At 72.2% G+C, this 23445-nt stretch carries 21 protein-coding genes; 7 read left to right on the top strand and 14 right to left on the bottom strand.

The features are described 5' to 3' along the window. Positions 1-330 precede the first annotated feature (330 nt). Positions 331-888: a hypothetical protein gene (locus FFT21_RS11535; protein WP_137813817.1), complete on the bottom strand. Its 558-nt coding sequence runs from the start codon at positions 886-888 to the stop codon at positions 331-333. A gap of 1078 nt (positions 889-1966) precedes the next feature. Between FFT21_RS11535 and FFT21_RS11530 the strand changes: the two genes are divergently transcribed. After that, positions 1967-2818, top strand: coding sequence for an alpha/beta fold hydrolase (locus FFT21_RS11530; protein WP_137813816.1), 852 nt, complete (start codon positions 1967-1969; stop codon positions 2816-2818). A gap of 31 nt (positions 2819-2849) precedes the next feature. Here FFT21_RS11530 and FFT21_RS11525 read toward each other — a convergent pair whose 3' ends face one another. After that, positions 2850-3719, bottom strand: a complete 870-nt coding sequence (locus tag FFT21_RS11525; protein ID WP_137813815.1) for an SDR family NAD(P)-dependent oxidoreductase — start codon at positions 3717-3719, stop codon at positions 2850-2852. A 283-nt stretch (positions 3720-4002) separates the two neighbouring features. Here FFT21_RS11525 and FFT21_RS11520 point away from each other — a divergent pair, with 283 nt between their 5' ends. Beyond that, positions 4003-5955 carry a DUF4118 domain-containing protein gene (locus tag FFT21_RS11520; RefSeq protein ID WP_137813814.1) on the top strand — a complete coding sequence of 651 codons (1953 nt, stop codon included), beginning with the start codon at positions 4003-4005 and terminating at the stop codon, positions 5953-5955. After that, the gene (locus tag FFT21_RS29720; protein WP_225978333.1) at positions 5837-7534 is read left to right on the top strand and encodes a S9 family peptidase; all 1698 of its coding nucleotides are present in this window, start codon (positions 5837-5839) and stop codon (positions 7532-7534) included. The genes FFT21_RS11520 and FFT21_RS29720 overlap by 119 nt, the downstream gene beginning before the upstream one ends. Positions 7535-7544: 10 nt before the next feature. On the opposite strand, the gene FFT21_RS11510 is transcribed toward FFT21_RS29720, so the two are convergent. Both FFT21_RS11510 and FFT21_RS11505 read right to left on the bottom strand, forming a co-directional pair. After that, complete coding sequence (locus FFT21_RS11510) at positions 7545-8018, bottom strand: Dps family protein (RefSeq protein WP_137813812.1); 474 nt, start codon at positions 8016-8018, stop codon at positions 7545-7547. Between the two features lie 77 nt (positions 8019-8095). Then, the gene (locus FFT21_RS11505) at positions 8096-8659 is read right to left on the bottom strand and encodes an NADPH-dependent FMN reductase (RefSeq protein WP_137813811.1); all 564 of its coding nucleotides are present in this window, start codon (positions 8657-8659) and stop codon (positions 8096-8098) included. A 297-nt stretch (positions 8660-8956) separates the two neighbouring features. On the opposite strand from FFT21_RS11505, the gene FFT21_RS11500 reads away from it, so the two are divergent. Then, positions 8957-10108 carry an alpha/beta hydrolase gene (locus FFT21_RS11500; RefSeq protein WP_137813810.1) on the top strand — a complete coding sequence of 384 codons (1152 nt, stop codon included), beginning with the start codon at positions 8957-8959 and terminating at the stop codon, positions 10106-10108. On the opposite strand, the gene FFT21_RS11495 is transcribed toward FFT21_RS11500, so the two are convergent. From FFT21_RS11495 to FFT21_RS11480, 4 genes are all read right to left on the bottom strand, one after another. After that, positions 10098-10595 (bottom strand): Fur family transcriptional regulator, encoded by a 498-nt coding sequence (locus FFT21_RS11495; protein ID WP_371856770.1) that lies wholly within the window; start codon positions 10593-10595, stop codon positions 10098-10100. The genes FFT21_RS11500 and FFT21_RS11495 overlap by 11 nt on opposite strands. A 319-nt stretch (positions 10596-10914) precedes the next feature. Further along, positions 10915-12015, bottom strand: coding sequence for a gluconokinase (locus tag FFT21_RS11490; protein WP_264081641.1), 1101 nt, complete (start codon positions 12013-12015; stop codon positions 10915-10917). Between the two features lie 349 nt (positions 12016-12364). Further along, positions 12365-13426 (bottom strand): aspartate-semialdehyde dehydrogenase, encoded by a 1062-nt coding sequence (locus FFT21_RS11485; protein ID WP_137813809.1) that lies wholly within the window; start codon positions 13424-13426, stop codon positions 12365-12367. Between the two features lie 5 nt (positions 13427-13431). Continuing rightward, on the bottom strand, positions 13432-14697 hold the full coding sequence (locus tag FFT21_RS11480) for an aspartate kinase (protein WP_137813808.1): 1266 nt from the start codon (positions 14695-14697) through the stop codon (positions 13432-13434). Positions 14698-14849: 152 nt separating this feature from the next. Here FFT21_RS11480 and FFT21_RS11475 point away from each other — a divergent pair, with 152 nt between their 5' ends. Continuing rightward, a complete protein-coding gene (locus FFT21_RS11475; protein WP_225978313.1) occupies positions 14850-16115 on the top strand; it encodes a putative hexosyltransferase in 1266 nt (421 codons plus the stop codon). Between the two features lie 6 nt (positions 16116-16121). Here FFT21_RS11475 and FFT21_RS11470 read toward each other — a convergent pair whose 3' ends face one another. Further along, positions 16122-16451: a hypothetical protein gene (locus FFT21_RS11470; RefSeq protein WP_137813807.1), complete on the bottom strand. Its 330-nt coding sequence runs from the start codon at positions 16449-16451 to the stop codon at positions 16122-16124. Between the two features lie 62 nt (positions 16452-16513). Continuing rightward, entirely contained in the window at positions 16514-16813 is a 300-nt protein-coding gene (locus tag FFT21_RS11465) for a hypothetical protein (RefSeq protein WP_137813806.1), read from the bottom strand. A gap of 286 nt (positions 16814-17099) precedes the next feature. Between FFT21_RS11465 and leuA the strand changes: the two genes are divergently transcribed. Next, positions 17100-18896, top strand: a complete 1797-nt coding sequence (gene leuA, locus FFT21_RS11460; protein ID WP_225978312.1) for a 2-isopropylmalate synthase — start codon at positions 17100-17102, stop codon at positions 18894-18896. Positions 18897-18979: 83 nt separating this feature from the next. Here the strand turns inward: leuA and FFT21_RS11455 are convergent, their stop codons facing one another. Further along, entirely contained in the window at positions 18980-19633 is a 654-nt protein-coding gene (locus FFT21_RS11455; protein WP_137813805.1) for a DedA family protein, read from the bottom strand. 350 nt (positions 19634-19983) lie between these two features. Between FFT21_RS11455 and FFT21_RS11450 the strand changes: the two genes are divergently transcribed. Next, positions 19984-20592 carry a DedA family protein gene (locus FFT21_RS11450; RefSeq protein WP_192909489.1) on the top strand — a complete coding sequence of 203 codons (609 nt, stop codon included), beginning with the start codon at positions 19984-19986 and terminating at the stop codon, positions 20590-20592. Positions 20593-20606: 14 nt separating this feature from the next. On the opposite strand, the gene FFT21_RS11445 is transcribed toward FFT21_RS11450, so the two are convergent. The 3 genes from FFT21_RS11445 to FFT21_RS11435 are packed head-to-tail and all read right to left on the bottom strand — an operon-like array spanning position 20607 to position 23440. Continuing rightward, a complete protein-coding gene (locus tag FFT21_RS11445; protein ID WP_137813804.1) occupies positions 20607-21254 on the bottom strand; it encodes a class II aldolase/adducin family protein in 648 nt (215 codons plus the stop codon). Positions 21255-21308: 54 nt separating this feature from the next. Next, the gene (locus FFT21_RS11440) at positions 21309-22454 is read right to left on the bottom strand and encodes an ABC transporter ATP-binding protein (protein WP_137813803.1); all 1146 of its coding nucleotides are present in this window, start codon (positions 22452-22454) and stop codon (positions 21309-21311) included. Next, entirely contained in the window at positions 22451-23440 is a 990-nt protein-coding gene (locus FFT21_RS11435) for an ABC transporter ATP-binding protein (RefSeq protein WP_137813918.1), read from the bottom strand. The genes FFT21_RS11440 and FFT21_RS11435 overlap by 4 nt, the downstream gene beginning before the upstream one ends. Between the last annotated feature and the right edge of the window lie 5 nt (positions 23441-23445).

The raw sequence follows: 23445 nt of genomic DNA, 5'->3' as shown, positions 1-23445 counted from the left end.
CGTCTTGGGGCATGGTCGGGCCAGCGACGCCGGGCCGAGGTAGTAGGCGTGCCTGAGCCGCCCCCGAGTGTGCGGGCCAATCCGACCATGCTCGGCACATCGTGCGGGCTGAGCACGCCTGGGTCATCGAAGACGTAATAGACAGGAAAGCATGTCCACGCGGCGGCTGCAGTGGAAGCGCCGGCTGCGGTGGCGGCGGTGCCCCCTACCTAGGCTGCCTGCCCGATTGCCAGGACACCGCGGGCCGGCAGGGTCACGTCACCGATACGCGGATTCTCCCGCAACCGGACCGGGCGTCCGAGGTCGACGCCGTCGAGGGTGGCTCGTGAGTCATCGATAAAGTACATCCGCTGAGGCGTGATTGTTCCGGTGTCCGCTTGGCATCACGCCCGACAGGCGCATGTGATCCATTCCCAGCGCGCGAGCCGGTGCTTCCCGGGCCCGAATAATGGACCGCGATCGCCACGTGGTCAGTGGTAGTGCCGTGCTGATGGTGTTGAGGAAGTCGAGAAGTCGGGTCGACGAAGCGGTAAGTGTCCAGTCCAGCGCCGGAGATTCCATCGTCACCCGCAGGGACGTAGGGCCCGTCCAGGTGAGCGAGATATCGGCGTGTCCCACGTGCTTGGACGCGGCGCCATAGTACCTGGGACATACCGTGTCGAGTCGTGCCTCATCGACGTAGATCGACCAACTGCCGCCCGGGTCGCGATACCACACCGTGCGGTAAGGACCGAAGTCGTTCTCCGGGAAGACGCGAAGTACGAGCACGTGACCGGAGTCGAACGGCAACCCGAACACGCCCCAACCCCTGACGTACTCATGGTTTGCCCAGTGCGCCTGACCCCGTACCGCCGGCAGGTTCGACAACCGGGTGGACAAGTCGAGCATTCTCGTCACCCCGCGAGACTGACGCCCACCGTCACCGACGATGGCATGCGGCGCACAGAGGCGAAGGTCCCCCTCGCCGTCGGTGCCGGAGTCGGTGCGGAGCACGGATCGTCTCCGGTTTCTGCACCGGAGGCGGATACCGGCCGCGCTACCTGACCAGGGGCTGCTCCCTACCGGCGACGTGATGGGGCGCCCAGGTCTACGGGATGACGCGGAGACCCCTTTCCAGAGGACCAAATGCCCTGGATGAGTATCGAGTCGCTGGCATTCTGGCCACATAACCCGACGCCCATGCAGGGCGCGATCCGCGGGGGCGGTTGGAGTGATGTTCTCAAGCTTCTGGGGCAGGTTCATCAACATTCTCGCATTGTGCCTGATTACCACGCTCGTTGTTACGGCAGGTTCAGGTTCCGCCGCCGCATCGACGGCTGAGCCAGCGCCCGTAGCGGCGGGCGATGACGATCAACAAGGAGTCGACGGCGGCCCCACCGACACTCAACAGCACGCCGGAACACCGAGCGCGACCCTGCTGCCGCCGGGCGGGGACAGGGGCCACCAGCTCGTCAGGGGTCGCGATCGTGGGGGTGGCGGCGCCGTCCATGACTCGTGGTCGGAGTCCAGTAAAAGATGCGGCCAGAACCTTGTTGCCATCATTGCGCATAACAGGCTCCCGAACATGACGCCGGCACAGCGGACCGCAATTATCGCTCTTCGAAACACGCTCACCGCGGCGATTGATCTCCTGCGACAGGGCCGGTTCAATGATGTTCGCCGCGCACTGGTGGCGTGGACATCCAGATACGCCACGACCCCGGGTGGGCTTGGCGGAATCTTCACCGCGCTGGGATGCGGTGACTTCTACCGAGTCATCAGCGGCATCATTGCCGGCGGAGTGCCTCCCAGGTAGGTAACGACGGCCAACTGCCGCGGCCGGCCATGCCGGGTCATCAGGGGCCGCCTGCTCCACGTCACCCATGACCAACGGCCCGCCGCGAACCCAACCGAGGACCCGGGCCGCGGAGTGGGCGCTGTGCGAGCGTCGGTAGTGCCAGACCGCTCACCTGCTCTGGGGGCACCGATGAGCACGATCACCACCACCGACGGCACGCCGATCTACTACAAGGACTGGGGATCCGGGCCGCCCATGGTGTTCAGCCATGGCTGGCCGCTCACCGCCGACGCCTGGGACGACCAGTTGATGTTCATGGCCTCCAACGGCTACCGGGTCATCGCACACGACCGCCGTGGTCACGGCCGCTCCGGCCAGCCGTGGAACGGCAACGACATGGACACCTACGCCGACGACCTCGGGCAACTGCTGGAGGCGCTGGATCTCCACGGCGCGATCCTGGTGGGCCATTCGACCGGCGGTGGCGAGGTGGTGCGCTACCTCGGTCGCCACGGCTCGTCCCGGGTGGCGAAGGCCGTGCTGGTTTCCGCCGTGCCGCCGCTGATGCTGAAGACGGCGACCAATCCCGCCGGCCAGCCGATCGAGGTCTTCGACGCGATCCGGTACGGGGTTGCCACCGATCGGTCGCAGTACTACCAGGACCTCAGCGCGCCCTTCTACGGCGCCAACCGGCCGGGCGCGACGGTGTCGCAGGGCGTCCGGGACGCGTTCTGGCTGATGAGCATGACCGTGGGGCTGAAGGCCGCGTACGACTGCGTCAGGGAGTTCTCCGAGACCGACTTCACCGACGACCTGCGGCGCGTTGACGTCCCGACGCTGATCGTGCAGGGCGACGACGACCAGATCGTGCCCATCGACGCCGCGGGCCGCCGGTCGGCTGAGATCATCCCGGACGCCACCCTGAAGGTCTATCCGGGCGCACCACACGGGCTGACCGCCACGCACAAGGACACGCTCAACGCGGACCTGCTGGAGTTCGCCGGCACCCCGGTCCCCGTCGCCCCACGCCGCGGCCAGTAGCCACGCCCGGCCAAGACGATCGCCGAGTAGATCAGCCTGGCCATGCGGAGTCTCCCCCGGCGGTGACGGTCCATCGGTCGGTCGGTGGCGGTTCGAAGGCACCCGCGAGGTCGCCGTCGAAGGCCTTGGCGATCTGTTCCACGTCCCAGGAGTCGCGCACCAGCACGGGTTCCTTGATCGCGGGTTGCCGAACGACGCACAGCTTGTCGCCGACGAACCGGACGATCTGCCCGGTGACTCCCGAGGCCAGGTCGCTGAGCAGGTAGGTGACCAGCGGCGCGATCCGCTCCGGCGAGTCCTGCGGGGTGGTACGTGCCCTGGGATCGGCCGCCGCCATCGGGGTCCAGGCCAGCGGGCAGACGGCGTTGACCCGGATGCCGTGCTCGGCGAACTCCACCGCCCAGGCCGAGGTCAGCGAGGCGACAGCGGCCTTGGACGCGGAGTACGCGACGGCCCGGGGCTGGCCCAGCATCGAGCCGGACGCCACGTTGACGATCACGCCGCCCCGCCCGCGCATCGCCCTCGCCGCCGCGTGACCGCAGTACATCGTGCCCAGCACGTTGACGTCGAAGAGTTGGCGAATCCGGTCGGGATCGTCCTCCCAGGACACCGCGTCGTGCCGGACCCTGGCATTGTTGACCAGGCCGTCGATCGCGCCGAAGTGTGCGACGCAGCTTTCCACCAGTGCGGCGGCCTGCCCCGGGTCGGCCACCGACCCGACACCGGCGACCGCGCGGCCACCGGATGCCCGGATGGTCTCGACCACCTGCTCGGCGAGGTCGCCGGCCACGTCGTTGACCACGACCGCCGCCCCGGACTCGGCGGCGTGCATCGCGTACGCCCGGCCGAGCCCCCGGCCGGCTCCGGTGATCACCACGGCCCTGCCGTCCAGAATGCCCATGACCCCACTCTCGACCGACCGTTGCCACGCCGTGAGCCCGGTGAGCCGAGAGGTCGTCCCGGCAGGCCGAGCGGGCAGCCATGATCGGCTGGCCCGACCTGCCGGGCTGACCCCACGCGGTGCCGGCCGAGGCGAGGCGGGCCAATACCGTCGGTAACGCCGCGTGGGTCGTTCTTTCCGGCCGGCGGCCGCCGACGCTCCGCCACGGCCGTTCGTGGTTGCGTGCCGTTGACCAGGCGTAGGTTGGCTTCGTGAGCTCGGGACCCCGGCAAGGAGTGTGGCCATGCCGCTGAGGTTGCGCATCGGGCCGCCGGCCGCACGCCTGTCACGGACCGTGACGGTCCTTCGACGCTTCCCTCTCCCGCCGGTGTGGCGCCCGAGCCGGCCGTGGGCGCGGCTGGCCCTGGGAGTCACGACCGGGGCCATCCTGGTCGCCGCGGTGACCCTGCTCAGTTACCCGCTCAGGCATGCCGCGACCCCGGAACCGCTGAGCGCTCTCTACCTGCTGGGTGTGGTGCTGGTATCGGCGCTCTGGGGCTGGTGGCCGGGTGCGGTGACCGCGGTCGCCAGCGCGCTCGCCTTCGACTACTTCCATTCCGCTCCCCTCGGCAGCATCGGCATCTACTACACCGGCCAGTGGCCGGTGATCCCGCTGTTCCTGCTGGTAGCGGTTGTGGTGGCGGCAATCGCGTACGCGGCGCGGTCCCGGGCCGTCGAGGCGGGCGAGCTTCGCCGGGAGGCCAGGGAGGCCGCCGAGTACGCCCACCGGCTGGCCGGGGAGCATGCCACGCTGCACCGGGTGGCGACGCTGGCCGCGCGGGAGGCCGCGCCGCAGGAGGTCTTCGCCGCGGTGTGCCGCGAGGTTGGCCGCGTCCTGGCGGCGCGGTACACCGCGCTGGGCCGGTGCTCCCCCGACGCCACGGTGACCGTGGTCGGGGCGTGGAGCGACGATCCCGGCCGCAAGGACCTGCCCGACGTCGGTTCGCGCTGGCCGACGGCCGCGGAGACGCTGGTCGAGTCGGTGTGGCGGACCGGCCAGGCGGTGCGGATCGACCGTCTCGGGGACGGCGACATCGGCGACCGCATGGTGCCGTTCCCGCACGGCCCGGAGATCGGGGCCGCGGTGGGCTGCCCGATCGTGGTGGAGGGGCGGGTGTGGGGCGTGATGCTGTGCGGCTTCTCCGCGCCCGCCCCGCAGCCGGAGGGCACCGAGGCGCGCATGGCGCAGTTCACCAGGCTCACCGCGACCGCGATCGCCAACGCCGAGCACCGCAGCGAACTCGTCGAGGCGCGGGCCCGCGTGGTCGCCGCCGTCGACGACACGCGGCACCGTCTGGAACGGGACCTGCACGACGGCGTCCAGCAGAACCTGTTCGCCCTCGCCCTCCGGGTCCGCGCCGCGCAGCGCGACGAGGTGGAACCGCAGCAGCGGATCGAGCAGCTGTCCGAGATCGATCGGCTGCTGTCCGGCCTGGTCAGCGACCTTCGGCAGATCTCCCGGGGACTGCGGCCCCGGATGCTCACCCTGGGCGGACTCCAACCCGTCGTGCGGATGCTCGCCCAGCGCTGCCCGCTGCCGGTGGAACTCGACGTCCGTATCGACCGTGAACTCTCCGACCGGGTCGAGACCGCCGTCTACTACATCGTGTCCGAGGCGCTCACCAACGCGGTCAAGCACTCGCACGCCACCGCGGTCAGCGTCGAACTCGGGACCGAGGGATCCACCCTTCGGCTCCGCGTCCGGGACAACGGCGTGGGCGGCGCCGATCCCGCGCGCGGGTCGGGGCTGCTCGGGCTGCGGGAGCGCGCCGAGGCGTTGGCAGGCCACCTGCGCGTCACCAGCCCGCTGGGCCAGGGCACCTCGATACTGGTCACCATCCCGCTGCACGGGTTAACCCGGCGGTCCCCGTTCGCGGGTGCCCGGTGCGGGTCGGGCCGGTCGAGGCACGCGCGGTGGGTGAGGCAGGATGCGGGATGTGACCGACCACCCGAGGACCGAGGTACCCGAGCGGCTGTTCGACGACCCGGCGGCCGAGGGGCGCTGGCGCGCCCGGTTCACCGCGCCCCGGGTCAGCCGGCCCGACTGGGCGCTGGACGCCCCGGATCGCTGCGTGTACCTGTCCAACGCCAGCGGGGTGTGGGAGGTCTACGCCTGGGACCGGTTCACCGACACCCACCGGCAGCTCACCGACCGGCCGAACGGCACGTCGCACGCGACGGTGAGCCCGGACGGTGAGCGGGTCTGGTGGTTTGACGACACCGACGGGGACGAGTTCGGCATCTGGCGGTCCGAGTCCTTCGCCGGGCCACCGGCGGGCGCGGCGGCCGCGCACGCCGTGCCGGGCGCGCGCCCCGGCTACCCGGCCGGCGTGGAACTGGGCCGGAGCCTGGCCGTGGTGGGCGCGTCGACCGACGACGGCACCACCATCTGGATCTCCCGCAACGGCGGCACGGCCGAGGTGGTGTACCAGAACGAGCACGACGGCGGGGTGGGCGCGCTGAGCCGCGACGAGCGGCTGGTGGCGATCTCACACTCCGAGCACGGGGACAGCCGGCATCCGGCGCTGCGGGTGGTGTCCTCGGTGGACGGTTCGACGGTGGCGGACCGGTGGGACGGCCCGGGCAAGGGGCTGGAAGCGCTGGCGTTCAGCCCGGTCGCCGGCGATCCCAGGCTGCTGGTGCTGCACGAGCGGCGGGGCCGCGAGGAGCTGCTGATCTGGGACGTCGAGGCGGACACCGAGACGGAGCTTTCCATCGACCTGCCCGGTGAGCTGGTCGCGGACTGGTACCCGGACGGCTCGGCGCTGCTGGTGGTGCACACCTTCCAGGCCCGCAACACGTTGCACCGGTTCGACCTGAGCACCGGCAAACTGACCACTTTGGATGTTCCGAAGGGGACGATCGGCTCGGCGGCCGTCCGTCCGGATGGGACGGTCGAGTACTCCTGGTCGTCGGGGGAGCGGCCGCCCGTGGTGCGCGCGCTGTACCCGGACGGCACCGGTGGCGTGGTGCTGGCGCCGCCCGGTGCGAAGGCACCACCCGCCTACCCGCTGGCCGACGCGTTCGTGCCCGGCCCGGCCGGCGAGGTGCACGCGCTGCACGCGCGACCGGACGGCGCGCCCGGCGGGCCGCTGCCCACCGTGTTCCTGCTGCACGGCGGGCCGCACCACGCCGACGAGGACCGCTACTCCGCCTACCGCGCCGTGTGGCTGGACGCCGGGTTCGCCGTCGTGCACGTCAACTACCGCGGCTCCACCGGCTACGGCTCGGCGTGGCGGGACGCGATCGAGGGCCGGCCCGGCCTGACCGAGTTGGCGGACACGGCGGCGGTGCACGACTGGGCGGTGTCCACCGGCCTGGCCGATCCGCGGGCCTGCGTGGTCGCCGGCTCCTCCTGGGGCGGGTACCTCACCCTGCTCGCCCTGGGCACCCAACCGGAGCGGTGGGCCGCCGGGGTGGCCGGCGTGCCGGTGGCCGACTACCTGGCGGCCTACGCCGACGAGATGGAGCCGCTGCGGGCCTTCGACCGCGCGCTGTTCGGCGGCTCCCCGGACGAGAAGCCGGAGCTGTACCGGGAGTGCTCGCCGCTGACCTACGTGGACCGGGTGCGGGCGCCGGTGCTGCTGCTGGCCGGGGAGAACGACCCGCGCTGCCCGATCCGGCAGATCGAGAACTACCTGGACCGGCTGGCCGAGCGCGGCGCCCGGTACGAGGTGTACCGGTACGACGCCGGGCACGGCTCCCTCGTCGTCGCGGAGACGATCACGCAGGCCGCGGTCGAGGTGGCCTTCGCCCGCCGGGCGCTCGGCCGCTGACCACCCGCCGTCAGGCGAGCTGGGCCTGCCACATCCAGTGGGCCTCCTCCAGCTTGGCGGTGAGGTCCAGCAGCAGGTCCTGGGTGACCAGGTCGGTCTTGTCGGTCTCCTCGATCCGCTGGCGCATGCGGCGCACCACCACCTCCAGGCTGTCGACGATCGCCCGGATCACGTCGTTGTCCTTCTGCCAGTCACTCGGGAACTCGGGCAGCCCGGACTGGTCGACCACGGTCTTCGCGCGGCCGTCCGGCGAGCACCCGATCGCGGCCGCCCGCTCGGCGACCTGGTCGGTGTAGGTGCGCGCGGCGCTGACAAGTTCGTCGAGTTGCAGGTGGACGCTGCGGAAGTGGGTGCCCACCACGTTCCAGTGCGCCTGCTTGGCGATCAACGTCAGGTCGATCAGGTCGACCAGCGCGCCCTGCAGTACGCCGCCGGTGGCGTCGCGTTCGCCGGGACCCAGTGCGGTGGTGATCGGGTGGGACATGTCGACACACCTCCCTGGAGTCTTGTTCGACACCAGGGACGTACCCGGCTACTGGTCCCGCAGAACCAGGTCCTTGGTCACACCCCGCCGCGGGAGCGGGCGAACTCGACGACCTGGGCGCCGATGGTGCGCAGGTTGTCCGCCACGGTGGGGTCCGAGCAGCCGCCCTCGGCGTCGAACTCGACCTGCCGGGAGTTCAGCGCCGCGCCGAGCGGGGTCGGCCAGCCGCGCAGGGCGTGCACGATGGACCGCAGCGCGGTGAGCGTGGTGACCGCCGCCTGCCAGCCCTGCGCGGTGGCGACGCAGCCGATCGCGCGGCTGTCCAGGTACGGGCGGCGGTCCTCGCGCAGGTCCTCCACGTAGTCCAGGGCGTTCTTCACCAGCCCGGACACCGTGCCGTGGTAGCCGGGCGAGACCAGCACCACGCCATCCGCGTCACGCAGCGCCGCCACCAGCCGCCGGGCCGCGTCCGGGCGCTCGGGCACCGCCGGGTCGTAGAAGGGCAGCACCAGGTCGGCGCCGGTGACCGCGACCGTCCGGGCACCGGCCCGCTCCGCTCCGCCCAGGGCGATGCGCAGGGCCCGCTCGGACTGCGAGTCCGCGCGGAGGGAACCGCCGATGCCCACCACGGTGACCGTCATGGCCGCCGATCCTGCCAAACGCGTTCCGCGGTCGCCGAGGAAGGGCGGTGTCACCCGGACGAGGCGTCGGCGTGCCCTGACCGGCGAGGACCGCATACTCCGCGCATCACCTCGACGCCATCGCGTGGCGTAACGCACAGTTCGCGGTCGGTGGAGATCGGTCGCCGGGGGCGGACGAACGGCATTACCGGCGAGTAGCATCCGGGGGTGGACTGGCGGGTGCGCGACCGGCACGGGCCGCCCCGCGGACACGATCGCGGCGGCGCGGAGCCGCGGTGGGAGAAGGAGGAGGGGCCGATGCCGACACTGCCTCGCTCGATTCCGTACCGCGTGCAGGCCGCCGTGCTGCGCGCCGTGTTCGCCCTCCCGGAGCCGGTGCGGCGGCTGATCGCTGGGCCACCGCTCCGCATCGACGGGCAGGAACTCGCCCTGGACGCGCAGTTGCTGCTGCGCCTGCAGAGCCTGGTCGAGCAGGACGGCTTGGCCGCGGACACGCCGGAGGCGGCGCGCGCCGCCATGGCCGCGTCGGTGCCCATGGTCGCGGGCGAGCGCATCGAGCCGGTGGATGCGCGGGACCTGCTGATTCCCGGCGATGCCGGGCCGATCCCGGCCCGCCTGTACCAACCGGAGGGGTTGGCCGAGGGTTCCCCGCTGCTGGTCTACTACCACGGCGGCGGCTGGGTGATCGGCGACCTGGAAAGCCATGACAACCTGTGCCGGTTCCTGGCCAAGCACGCCGGTGTGCGGGTGCTCGCGGTGGACTACCGGCTGGCCCCGGAGCACCCGTTCCCGGCCGCGGTGGACGACGCGCTGGCCGCCTACCGCTACGCCGTCGCGCACGCCGAGGAACTCGGCGTCGACCCGGCGCGGATCGCGCTCGGCGGGGACAGCGCGGGCGGCAACCTGGCCGCGGTCACCGCGCACGGCGCGGCCACCCGCGGCGAGCCCCGGCCGACCTTCCTGCTGCTGATCTACCCGGCGGTGGACGCGAGCACCCGCCGGCGGTCGCGGGAACTGTTCGGGCACGGGTTCCTGCTCACCGACTCCGACATGGACTGGTTCATGGGCCACTACTGCCCGGACCCGGAGTCGCACCGCGACCCGCGGCTGTCCATCCTGCTCGCCGAGGACCTCGGCGTGCTGCCGCCGACCTACCTGGCCATGTCCGGATTCGACCCGCTGCGCGACGAGGACGAGGAGTTCGCCAAGCGGCTCGCCGAGTCCGGAGTGTCTGTGGTGGTGCGCCGGCACGACGACCTCATCCACGGCTACGCCAACATGCTCGGCGTGGGCCGGCGGTTCCGCGAGGCGGTGTTCGAGGCGGTCGGTGCGCTGCGCGCCGGGCTGGCCCTGAGCCCGGCCGGCGCGACGGGCAACGGTGGCCCGGCGGCCGGTGCCGCCGCGGACCGGGGTTCCCCGGGCGACGGAGCGGACCAGGTCACGTCCTGACCGCGGACCGCGTCACCTCCGGGCGATGGCTGCTGCCTGGCTGCCCACCGTAGCGGCAGTCGGGGCACAGACCCCAGAACACGACCTCGGCCTCGTCCACCGCAAAACCATCCACATTGGACGGTTCGAGGCACGGGGCGGCGCCGACCGCGCAGTCCACGTCCTCGGTCCGCCCGCACCGCCGGCACACCAGGTGGTGGTGGTTGTCCCCGGTCCGCGTCTCGTACCTGGCCGGGTGCCCCGCCGGCTCGATCCGCCGGATCAGGCTCGCCCGGGTGCAGGTGTTCAGCACGTCGTAAACCGCCTGGGTGGACACCGCGCCGAGCCGTTCCCGCACCCCGGCGGCGACCTGCTCGGCCGTGGAATGCGGGTGATCGGCCAGCCACTCGAGCGCGGCGAGCCGAGGCGCGGTGACCCGCAGCCCCTCCGCCCGCAGCCGGTCGCGCGGTGACTCGAATCCCCTGGTCACGTCTTGGGTCATGGCCATCCCAGCCCACCATGTTTTCTGGAATCAGTCAAGAAAGTGATCTCGGGCACTTCAAGCGAATCGACATGGTCTCGCCCGCGGTCAGCCACGGCGTCGCGGCTCGACTCACGCATCAGGCTGCCTCCCCCCGGAACCACGGACGGCCGTGACCGTGCCGGCCGGGCACGCCGGGCGCGCTCCGGTGGTACCTCATCACCGGCGGTCCCCCTGCCGCCGAGTGGTACACGCCCTCGCCCTGCACCGGCACGATCAGGCAAACGCCCCGGTCACCCCCTGCGTCCCCATCGTGCGAGCGGCGCTTCGCAGGGGTGAAGGGCCGTTAGTCCCAGGCGTCGTCCAGAGCAGACAGTTCGACCACCAACTCGTGCAGCACGCCGTGGGCGCGCTCGATCATCGGCCGCACCCTGGCCAGCCGCGCGGCCGTGGTGGCATCCGGTCGGACCGTTCTGGTCGGCGTGACCAGCGCCGCGGCGTCGGTGAGCGAGGCCAGGCCGCCGAGTGCGCGCCAGCCGAGCAGCACCGCGCCCATCCCGGAGCCCTCCGACTCCTCGGCCACCGCCAGTTCCCGGTCCAACGCGGCGGCGAGCACCGCCGACCACAGCGGGCTGCGGAACGCGCCACCGGTGACCCGGACGGACTCGACCGGCGCACCGGTCGCGGCCACCGCGTCCTGGACCAGGGCAAGCTGCTGGGCCACCCCCTCGACCAGGGCACGGGCGATCTCCGCGCGGCCGTGCTCGCGGCGCAGCCCGACCAGCGCGGCGCGCAGGTCCGGGTCCCACCACGGCGCCCGCTCGCCGAGCAGGTAGGGCAGGGCGAACACGCCGCGCGCCCCGGCTGGCACCGCCTCCGCCTCGGCGAGCAGATCCCCCACCTTGACGTCGAAGGCGTCCGCCGCCCACTGGGCGACCACGCCGCCGTTGCTCACCGCGCCGCCGAGCACCCACAGCCCGTCGGCCAGCGCGTAGCAGAACACCCGGCCCCGCTTGTCCACTCCGGGGCGGTCGCGCACCACCCGGAGCGCGCCGCTGGTGCCCAGGGACAGCGCGGCCATGCCGGGCAGCACGGCGCCGACGCCGAGGTTGGCCATCGGGCCGTCGCCGCCGCCGGCCACCACCGGCAGGCCGGCGGGCAGCCCGGTCGCCTCGGCCGCCGCGGCGGACAGCCGCAGCACCTCGGTCGGCGGCACCAGGTCGGGTAGCTGCTCCTCGCGCACCCCCGCCACGGCCAGCGACGGCGGGTACCAGCGCGGGCCGTCCAGGGCGAGCAGGCCGCTGCCGGATGCGGACGAGTGGTCGGCCACCAGCCGTCCGGTGAACGCCAGCAGCAGGTAGTCCTTGAGCGCCACCCAGCGCGCGGCGGATCGCAGCAGTTCCGGCCGGTGCTCGCCGAACCACGCCAGCTTGGCCAGCGGGGACATCGGGTGCACCGGGGTGCCGGTGGCCCGGTGCAGCGCGGCGGCCGCGGCCGGCCGTCCGGGTCCAGCGCGAGCAGCGTGTGCATGGCCGCGCTGAACGACAGGCCGGCTACCCGGTACCCGGCCGCGGTGACGTCCTCGGCGCACTCCCGCACCGCCCGCCACGCGGTGTGCAGCACCCGGTCCGGGTCCTGCACCGCCTCCCCGGGGTGCTCGGCGCGCAGCGGGTAACCGTGCTCGGCCAGGCCGCGCACCCGGCCGGCGGCGTCGTCACACCGCATTCAGCGGGCTCAACGGGGTTTCGTGGGCTGCCGAAACCGCCATCGAGCCCGCTGAACGGACGTTCGGCAAGCTAGGCGAACTCGCGGGCGACCACCTCGGCGATCTCGTAGGTGTTCAGCGCGGCACCCTTGCGCAGGTTGTCCCCGCACACGAAGAAGTCCAGCGTGTTCGGGAAGTCCACGGCCTGGCGCACCCGGCCGACGTAGGTGGGGTCGTTGCCGACCACGTCCGCCGGGGTGGGGAACACGCCCGCCGCCGGGTCGTCCTGCAGCACGATCGACGGCTGCGCGGCGAACACCTTGTGCGCGCCGTCGACGGTCACCTCGCGCTCGAAGGTGGCGTGCACCGCGAGCGCGTGTGTGGTGACCACCGGGACCCGCACGCAGGTGGCGGACACCCGCAGGTCCGGGATGCCGAGGATCTTCCGCGACTCGTTGCGGACCTTCAGTTCCTCGCTGGCCCAGCCGTCCTGCTTGAGCGAGCCCGCCCAGGGCACCACGTTCAACGCGAGCGGCGCGGGGAACGGCGAGTCGTCGGTCAGCCCGGCGGCGGCGAGCGCCTCGCGCACGTCGCCGGCGCGCACGCCCACGTTCTTGCCGCCCACCGCGGCCAGCTCCGCGTACAGCCGGTCCACCCCGGCCTGACCGGCACCGGAGGCCGCCTGGTAGGAGGCGACCACCAGTTCGCGCAGGCCGAACTCGCGGTGCAGCGCGCCGAGCGCGGCCATCATGGACAGCGTCGTGCAGTTCGGGTTGGCGATGATGCCGCGTGGCCGGTCGGCGATGGCGCCCGCGTTCACCTCGGGCACCACCAGCGGCACGTCCGGGTCCATCCGGAACGCTCCGGAGTTGTCCACCGCGACCGCGCCCCGCTCGGCGGCGATCGGCGCCCACTGCGCGGACACCTCGTCGGGCACGTCGAACATGGCCACGTCGACGCCGTCGAAGGCCTCCGGGCCGAGCGCCTGCACGGTGCGCTCCTCGCCGCGGACGACGATCTTCTTCCCGGCCGAGCGCGGCGAGGCGATCAGCCGGATGTCGCCCCACGGCACGGACTCGCGGGCGTTGACGATGTCGATCATCACGGTGCCGACCGCGCCGGTGGCACCGACCAGTGCCAGGGTGGGAGCCATCCCGGTCACCTCCCCGTCCCGGCGTAGACGACGGCCTCTTCCTCGCCGCCGAGGTCGAAGGCGCCGTGCAGGGCGCGCACCGCGTCGTCCAGTTCGGTATCCCGGCAGATCACCGAGATCCGGATCTCCGAGGTGGAGATGATCTCGATGTTCACCCCGGCGCGGGCCAGCGCCTCGCAGAACGTGGCGGTCACCCCGGGATGGGACCGCATGCCGGCGCCGATCAGCGACACCTTGCCCACGTGCTCGTCGTAGAGGACCTGGTCGAAGCCGATCTGCGGCTTGGCCTTCTCCAGCGCGGCCACCGCGCGCGGCCCCTCGCTCTTGGACAGGGTGAAGGTGATGTCGGTGCGGCCGCTGGTGGCGCCGGAGACGTTCTGCACCACCATGTCGATGTCGATCTCGGCGTCGGCGACGACCCGGAAGATCTGCGCAGCCTGGCCGGGGTGGTCCGGCACGCTGGTGACGGTGATCTTGGCCTCGGACCGGTCGTGCGCCACACCGGTGATCAGTGCCTGTTCCACGGGAAGTGCCTCCACTGACCCGGACACCGTCGTTCCGGGCTTGTTGCTGTACGACGAGCGGACGTGGATGGGAACGCCGTAGCGGCGCGCGTACTCGACGGCGCGCAGGTGCAACACCTTCGCGCCGGCCGCGGCCATCTCCAGCATTTCCTCGTAGGTGATGGTCTTCAGGTGCTTGGCGTTCGGCACGATCCGCGGATCGGCCGAGTAGACGCCGTCGACGTCGGTGTAGATCTCACAGACGTCCGCCTTCAACGCGGCGGCCAGCGCCACCGCGGTGGTGTCCGAGCCACCCCGCCCGAGCGTCGTGATGTCCTTGGTGTCCTGGCTCACTCCCTGGAAGCCGGCGACCAGCACGATGTAACCCTCGTCGAGGGCCTGCTGCACCCGCCCAGGGGTTACGTCGATGATCCGCGCCTTGCCGTGCGCGGAGTCGGTGATCACGCCGGCCTGCGAGCCGGAGAAGGACCGCGCCTCCGCGCCCAGCGCGCTGATGGCCATCGCGACCAGCGCGTTGGAGATGCGCTCACCCGCGGTGAGCAGCATGTCCATCTCCCGCTCCGGCGGGACCGGGTTCACCCGCTCGGCGAGGTCGAGCAACTCGTCCGTGGTGTCGCCCATCGCGGAGCAGACCACCACTACCTCGTCGCCGGCCTTGCGAGCGTTGACGATGCGCTCGGCGACTCGTTTGATCCGGTCGGCGTTCTCCAGTGAGGAACCGCCGTACTTCTGGACCACGACCGCCACGCGATCGAACCTCCTCTGGCCGACTACAAGGTCGAGGGCTCAGGTCGTCCCACGTCGCCGACGCAGCGTACCGGCGAACCGCGGTTGGCTCACCCCACGGGCCGTGGGCATTACCCTCGGAGAGCAAACGATCGGGCTCTCGGAGGATCGGGGTGTCGGCAACACAGGTGGCGCCGGAGCCGGTGCCGGAGCGGGCCACGGACACCACTGAGGACGAGCGCATACACCCGAACGGCCGGGCCGGACGGGGCCGCGCCGCGCACTCCGTCCTGGGCCGATGGACCAACCTGCTGCGTCACCCGATCGTAACCTCGCTCACGCCGGCCGTGGTCTTCCTCACAGTACGCGAGCTGGGGCTGCTCGTCCTGGACTGGATGGCCGGCCGGCACCACGTCTCGGCCACCTCCGCGCTGACGTCCTGGGACGGCCAGTGGTACCTGGGCATCGCGACCGGCGGGTACGCGAAGGTGCCGCCCGGCCTGGTGGACGCCTTCGGCCAGCGCCGGCCGGAGACGCCGCTGGCGTTCTTCCCCGGCTACCCGCTGCTGGTGCGTCTGCTGTCCGAGCTCACCGGCGTCGCCCCACTCGCCTGCGCGTTCGTGGTGACCCTGGGCAGCGGGGTGGCGTGCGCCTACGCGCTGGACCGGATCGGCCGGCTGGTGCGCGGCGGGTCGCCGGGGGCCGGTCTCGCGCTGGTCGCGCTGTTCGCCGCGTCGCCGATGGCGGTCGTGCTGTCCATGACCTACTCCGAGGCCACGTTCTGCGCGCTGGCCGCCTGGTCGCTGGTCGCGGTGCTGCGGCGGCGGTGGCTGCCGGCCGGCGCGTGCTGCGCGGCGGCCGGGCTGGTCCGGCCGACCGCGGTGGCGGTGATGCTGGCCGTCGGCGCCGCCGCGGGTGCCGCCCTGCTGCACGGCAGGGACCGCTGGCGGCCGCTGGCCGCCGCGCTGCTCGCCCCGCTCGGCCTGGTCGGCTACCTGGCCTGGGTCGCGATGCGGACCGGGCGCTGGGACGGCTGGTTCGTGCTCCAGCAGCGCGGCTGGGACTCCCGCTTCGACGGCGGCGCGGCCACCGTCCGGTTCGGCCTGGACACCCTGGCCACCGGCCGCTCGGTGCTGGAGGCCACCACCGTGTGGCTGTTGCTGGGCCTGATTCTGCTGCTGGTGATCGGGCTTCGGCAGCGGCTGGACTGGCCGCTGCTGCTCTACGGCGCGCTGGTGCTGGCCATCGACCTGGGCTCGAACGGGCTGATGAACTCCAAGGCGCGGCTGGCCCTGCCGGCGTTCACCCTGCTCCTGCCGGTCGCGCTGGCACTGGCCAAACGCCGGCCGAGTACCGCGGTGGCAGTGCTGGCCGGGCTGGCGCTGTTCAGCGCGTGGTTCGGCGCCTACGCCCTCACCGGCTGGCCGTACGCGATCTAGCTCGGCTCACCCGAGGCGGCGCACCAGGCGGGCGATCACCGCGGAGATGATCAACCAGAACAGCGCGGCGAGGCCGTAGTTGACCAGTACCCGAAGTTTGAGGTCGTCCGGGGTGAACAGGTCACGGAAGCCGAGGGTCAGCGGGTCAGCCCAGTTGGCCACGAAGCGGGTGATGCCGTTGCTCGGGTTGGCGCCGCCGACGGTGAGCACGACGTGGGCGGCGAGCAACAGCGCGAAGATCGCGCCGGCCCACCGCACCACGCCGGCCACGATGCCCACGATGGTGCGACGCACATCCGCGCCGACGCGGGCGGCAGACCTGGTCTCCTCGGCCATGTCAGGAAGTCTGGCACGTCGGGAAAGCCGGGCGCTACGGCCCGGTAACCACCCGATCGGGGTTACCCCACCCGGCGCACCAGGCGGGCCAGCAGGCCGGTGACGAACAACCAGAACACCGCGGCGATCCCGTAGTTCACGATCATGTCCACGGTGGCGTTTCCGGTGGCGAACAGGTCGCGGAACCACAGCGCGAACGCGCCGGCCCACTGCGCGATGAAGGTCACCACGGGATTCGCCGGGTTCGCTCCGGTGAGCCCGAAGATGATGTGCAACGCGAGAATCACCGCGACGATGGTGCCGATGGCGTTGATGATGGCCGCGGCGGTGCCGCGACCGCTGTGGACGGAACGGGCGATCATCGAGTCCACCTCAATCCTGAGACTCATACCCCCGCGGGCTGTTCCCCCTTCGGCTGTCGATCGAGCCGTTGGTACCCGGTTTCGCGTCTCGCGTAACCATCCCGTCCACGATCTGGAACACCGGTTTCACGATCACTCGCCGTCATGGTTACCCTGGGTCTCGTGGCTTTCGCCCTCCTGCTGCTTCGCTGCCGTGACGGGGCCTGATCAGACCGGCACCCCGTCGCGGAGTTCAGCGTTGTCGCCGGTCACCTCGCACCCGTCGACACAGCAGGAGTTCTGAACAGTGACCACCAATCCCGACGCGTACACCGTCGCCTCGGCCAGCAACCTCACCGGTCCGAGCCGGCCCGCGCCGGACGACCAGCCGGCCTGGAATACCCAGCGCGGCTCGTCCATGCCGTTCCGCCGCTACCGGCCGTTCCACGAACTGGTGGAGCGGGTATCGGTACCCGACCGCACGTGGCCGGACAGGGTCATCACGCGCGCCCCGCAGTGGTGCGCGGTCGACCTGCGGGACGGCAACCAGGCGCTGATCGACCCGATGTCCCCGGCCCGCAAGCGGCGGATGTTCGAGCTGCTGGTCCGGATGGGTTACAAGGAGATCGAGGTCGGCTTCCCGGCGGCCAGCCAGACGGACTTCACCTTCGTCCGCGAGATCATCGAGGACGGCGTGATCCCGGAGGACGTCAGCATCCAGGTGCTCAGCCAGTGCCGCGCCGAGCTGCTGGAGCGCACCTTCGAGGCGCTGCGCGGCGCGCCCAGGGCGATCGTGCACATCTACAACTCGACCTCGATCCTGCAGCGGCGGGTGGTGTTCCGCGAGGAGCAGGAGGGCATCAAGAAGATCGCCACCGAGGCCGCCAGCTACGTGCTGGACCTGGCCGCCCGCCAGCCGGACACCGACTTCCGGTTCGAGTACTCGCCGGAGTCCTACACCGGCACCGAGCTGTCCTTCGCCGCGGAGATCTGCAACGCGGTCACCGAGATCTGGCAGCCCACGCCGGAAAAGCCGGCGATCGTGAACCTGCCGGCCACGGTGGAGATGGCCACCCCGAACGTCTACGCCGACTCGATCGAGTGGATGCACCGCAACCTGGAGCGGCGGGACGCGGTGGTGCTCTCGCTGCACCCGCACAACGACCGGGGCACCGCGGTGGCCGCCGCCGAGCTGGGCTACGCCGCCGGGGCGGACCGGATCGAGGGCTGCCTGTTCGGCAACGGCGAACGCACCGGCAACGTCTGCCTGGTCACCCTCGGCATGAACCTGTTCAGCCAGGGCATCGACCCGCAGATCGACTTCTCCGACATCGACGAGATCCGGCGCACCGTGGAGTACTGCAACCAGCTTCCGGTGCACGAGCGGCACCCGTACGGCGGTGACCTGGTCTACACCGCGTTCTCCGGCAGCCACCAGGACGCGATCAACAAGGGGCTCGCCGCACTGGAGGCCGAGGCCAAGGACGCCGGCATGGTCGTGGACGAGTACCCGTGGGAGGTCCCGTACCTGCCGATCGACCCGAAGGACGTCGGCCGCACCTACGAGGCGGTGATCCGGGTCAACTCGCAGTCCGGCAAGGGCGGCGTGGCCTACGTGATGAAGACCGAGCACCACCTCGACCTGCCCCGCCGGCTGCAGATCGAGTTCTCCAAGGTGATCCAGGCCTACACCGACACCAACGGCGGCGAGGTCGACCCGCAGCGGATGTGGGACGCGTTCGCCGCCGAGTACCTCGAGCCGCGCGGCCCGCTGTCGCTGCTGCGGCACCGGATCACCGACGACGGCGCCGGCCGCGACGAGCTGACCGCGACCGTCCGGGTGGAGGACGAGGAGCACGAGATCACCGGGGTGGGCAACGGCCCGATCGCGGCGTTCGTGGACGCGCTGGCCAGCATCGGCTACGACGCCCGGGTGCTGGACTACTCCGAGCACGCGCTGACCGCCGGGGACGACGCCGCCGCCGCGGCGTACGTGGAGTGCGCGGTGGACGACCGGGTGCTCTACGGCGTGGCGGTGGACAGCTCGATCGTCACCGCCTCGCTGCGCGCGGTGATCTCCGCGGTGAACCGCGCCTCCCGTTGACCACCATCCCGCCCGGGCCCGGGGCCGGCGCCGGGGTCCGGGCGGGTTCGGTGCCTGCGCCGCGAACGCGTGCCCGCGGATGGTCAGTGGCTGCTCACCCGGTCGCCGTCCGCCTCGGTCGCGGGCGGTGCCGGCGGAACCAGATGCCTGGCCCGGTGCCGCAGGAAGAGGGTGACGCCGGCGCCGAACAGCAGGGCGACGACCAGGGCCACCCAGGAGAAGCCGGACAGCCATTTCTCCGCGGCGATGCCCAGGTAGTAGATGACCGCCGTGGTGCCGCCCGCCCAGCAGATCCCACCCGAGGCGTTGGCCAGCAGGAACCGCGGGTAGCGCATGCGGAGCGCGCCGGCGAGCGGGCCGGCCAGGATGCGCAGCAGCGCGACGAACCGCCCGAAGAACACGGTCCACATGCCGTAGCGGGCGAAGACGTGCTCCGCCTTGGCGATGTGGGCCGGGCCGAAGTGCTTCGGGAAGCGGCGGCCGAGCCGGTCCAGCAGCGGGCGGCCGCCCTTACGGCCGATGGCGAACCCGATGGAGTCGCCGACGATCGCGCCGGCGCTGGCCGCCACCCCCACCCACAGCGGGCTCACGAAGTGCTGCGTGGAGAGCAGCGCGGCGCTGACCAGTGCCACCTCGCCGGGGAGCGGGATGCCCATGCTCTCCAGGCCGATCACGAAACCGACCAGCGCGTACACCGCCAGCGGTGGGATGGCCTGAAGGATGTCGTGGACCTGCACTCGAAAGCTACCTCCGCGTGCGACGCTCTCCGATGTCGTGCCAGGTCGGGGGCAGCCCGGCGAGTGGAAGAAGACATCCGCCAGAGTAGCCGAACCCGGCCGGCTGTCCGGCGCGGTCACCGCCCCTGGTGTCGCCCGACCGGCGCGGCTGGCGGATCGCGGCGGCGTGCGGATCGGCCGGTGCCGCTGGCCGATCGTCACGGGGTGCGGGGCGGCCCGGTGCCGGTGCGTCGATCCGCCGCTGCCTTCGCACGGTGCCGGCCGAACGCGGGTTGACGGCGAGCTGTGCGTTGGCTGAGCTTTTGCCGAACTCGGGCGTCGGTGGGAGGGGTCGGAACGTTGGCCTGGTTGTGAGCCTTTCCGCCGCCGTCTCCCTGCCCGCCGTCTTTCTCGTCGCCGTCGTGCCGCTCGCCCCCACCGAGGCCGTACTGGTCGGCTGCGGCGTGCTGGCCGCGTCGGGGCGGCTGTCGCTGCTTCCGGTGCTCACCGTCGCCGCCCTCGGCTGCGCGGCGTCCGACCTGATCAACTACCGGGTCGGCCGGATCGTCGGCGGCGGGGCGTTAAGGCGGCTGCGGCGCAAGCCCGCCGGCCGTGCCGCCCTCGACTGGCTGACCAGGCGGCTGGCCAGGCACGGCGCGCCGATCCTGGTCGCCGCGCGGTTCGTGCCCGGCGGTGGGATCGCCGGCGCGGTGCTGACCGGGGCGCTGGGCTGGCCGCTGCGCCGGTTCCTGCCCATCTCCGCGGCCGGATCGACCCTGTGGACGGTGTACGCCTTCATGCTCGGGTACGCCGGCGGCACGCTGCTGGAGGACCCGGTGCTGGGCATGTTGCTCTCCGTGTCCGTCGCCACCGCGCTGAGCGTGCTGGCCGGAGCGCTGGTCCGGGCCGGCTCCCGCGCCGGTTCCGGCGTTGACGACGAGGTGCCCGCACCCGCGACCGCCGGCTCGCTGCCCGCCTGAGGCTCCGCGCCGGGTCAGCGGCCGGGTGGGCGCTGACCGTAGCCGGCCAGCCGGGCGGCGGCGTCGGCGAGCTGGTCTGGGGTGAGCAACCGCGGTGGGCCTGGCGTGGCCAGCACCCGCAGCGCCACCTCGCAGACCCATTCGAGCTGCCGGGCTCGCTCGTACGCGGCGGAGAGGCTGGGGCCGACGGTGACCGCGCCGTGGTTGGCCAGCAGGCACGCGACCCGGCCGTGCAGGGCGTGCAGCACGGCGTCGGCCAGCTCCGGGGTGCCGTACGGGGCGTACGGCGCGACCCGCACGCCGCCGCCCAGCGGGGCGAGGTAGTAGTGCACCGCCGGGACCTCGTCGACCAGGCAGGACAGCGCGGTGGCCGCGGTGGAGTGGGTGTGCACCACGGCGGTCGCGCCCGTGCCGGCGTAGACCGCGAGGTGCATGGGCAGCTCACTGGTCGGCGCCAGCGGGGCGTCCACCGGCTCGCCGTCCAGCCGGTGCAGGCCGACCAGTTCCGGGGTGAGCTCGGCGTAGTCCAGCCCACTGGGCGTCACCGCGACCAGCTCACCGGCCCGCACGCTGACGTTGCCGGCGGTGCCCACGACCAGCCGTTCGGCCACCATCCGCCGGCAGGTCGCCACCACGGCCGCCCGCTCCTCCGCGTACCGCACGCCGCCATCCTGCACCGGGGTGGCGCACCCGGCCGCATGCGGGACCGCCGCCCCTCAGGGACCGCCGAGGATCTCGGTGACCGACGCGGGGCCAGCGGCCGAGGTGTCCAGCGGGCCGGTGGCACCGGCCTCGACCAGTTCTGGGCGCACCTCGTGCGGCTGGATCCGGCCGGCCCGGATGTCCTCGGCGTAATGGCAGGCCACCCGCTGCCCGGGCAGCACCTCGCGCAGTTCCGGCCGCTCGGTGTCGCACCGCTCGGGCTGCCGCCACGGGCAGCGGGTGTGGAACCGGCAGCCGGGCGGCGGCGCGGCCGGCGAGGGCAGGTCACCGGCGAGCAGGATGCGTTCCCGCCGGTCCTCCACCGCCGGGTCGGGCACCGGCACCGCGGACAGCAGCGCCCGGGTGTACGGGTGCAGCGGGTCCGCGTACAGCGCCTCGGAGCCGGCCTCCTCGACCAGGCCGCCCAGGTACATCACGCCGACCCGGTCGGAGATGTGCCGGACCACCGCCAGGTCGTGCGCGATGACCAGGTAGGTCAGGCCGAACTCCTGCTGCAGGTCGGCCATCAGGTTGATGACCTGGGCCTGCACCGAGACGTCCAGCGCGGACACCGGCTCGTCGGCGATGATCAGGTCGGGGCGCACGGTCAGGGCCCGCGCGATGCCGATGCGCTGACGCTGCCCGCCGGAGAACTCGTGCGGGTACTTGCGCAGCGCACTCGCCGGCAGGCCGACCGAGGACAGCAGCTCGCGCAGCCGGGTCGCGGTGGCGGCCCGGTCCCGGTCCAGCCCGTGCGCCCGCATGCCCTCGACCAGGATCGACTCCACCGACTGCCGAGGGTCCAAACTGGACAGCGGGTCCTGGAAGACCATCTGCATCCGGCGACGCATGCGGCGCAGGCTCTCGCCGCGCAGGGCGGACAGGTCGGTGCCGTCGAAGACCACCCGGCCACCGGTCGGCTCGACCAGCCGCAGCATCGCCCGGCCCAGCGTGGACTTGCCGCAGCCGGACTCGCCGACCAGGCCGTAGGTCTCGCCGCGGGTGACCCGCAGGCTGACCCCGTCCACCGCGAGGACATGGCCGATGGTGCGGTCCAGCACCAGCCCACCCTTGATCGGGAAGTGCACCTCGAGGCCCTGCACGTCGACCAGCACATCGCCGTCCACAGTGGACGAGGTGGGTTCGGTGGACTCGGTCATGCGGTCACCTCCTCGGTGTGCACCACCGGGTTGTGGCAGCGCAGCAGGCCACCCGGACCGTCGGCGACCATCTCCGGGGTGACCAGGCGGCAGACGTCCAGCGCGTTCGGGCAGCGCGGGGCGAACGCGCACCCGCTGCGCCACGGGATGTTGTCGTTCACCGAGCCGCGCACCGGGCGCAGCCGCTCGCCACGGGCCCCGTCCAGCCGGGGAATCGAGGCGAGCAGCCCGTTGGTGTACGGATGCCTGGGCCGGGCGAACAGGGCGTGCCGCTCGGCGCGTTCCACCACCCGGCCGGCGTAGAGCACGTTGACCTCGTCGCACAGCCCGGCGACCACGCCGAGGTCGTGGGTGATGAGGATGAGCGCGGTGCCGGTGTCCCGAACCAGCTCGGCGAGCAGCGCCAGGATCTGCGCCTGGATGGTCACGTCCAGCGCGGTGGTCGGCTCGTCGGCGATCAGCAGCCGCGGCCGGCAGGCCAGCGCCATGGCGATCAGCGCGCGCTGCCGCATGCCGCCGGAAAGCTGGTGCGGGTACTCGGACAGCCGCCGCCGCGGATCCGGGATGCCGACCTTGTCCAGCAGGTCGGCTGCCTCCACCATGGCCTTCTTGCGCGGCAGGCCACGGTGCCGCTCCAGCACCTCGCTGACCTGCAACCCGATGGACACCACCGGGTTGAGCGAGGACAGCGGGTCCTGGAACACCATGCCGAGGTCGCGGCCGCGGCGCTCGCGCATCGCCGAGGCGGACAGCGTGAGCAGGTCGGTGCCCTCGAAGGTGACCGAGCCGCCCACCGTGGCCCCGCGCCGGGGCAGCAATCCCATGATCGCCAGCGAGGTGACCGACTTGCCGCAGCCAGACTCGCCGACCAGCCCGACCGTGCGGCCGGGTTCCACGTCGAAGCTCACCCCGTCCACCGCGGTGAACGGCCGTGCGCCCTTGCGGTGGAAGGTGACGGTGAGGTCGCGTACGTCGAGCAGTGCCAAGGAAC

This window comes from Gandjariella thermophila (assembly GCF_005405885.1).
GTDB classification, from domain to species: Bacteria; Actinomycetota; Actinomycetes; order Mycobacteriales; family Pseudonocardiaceae; genus Gandjariella; species Gandjariella thermophila.
The sequence above is the reverse complement of the archived record's forward strand: the minus strand, read 5'-3'. Positions and strand labels throughout refer to the sequence as shown.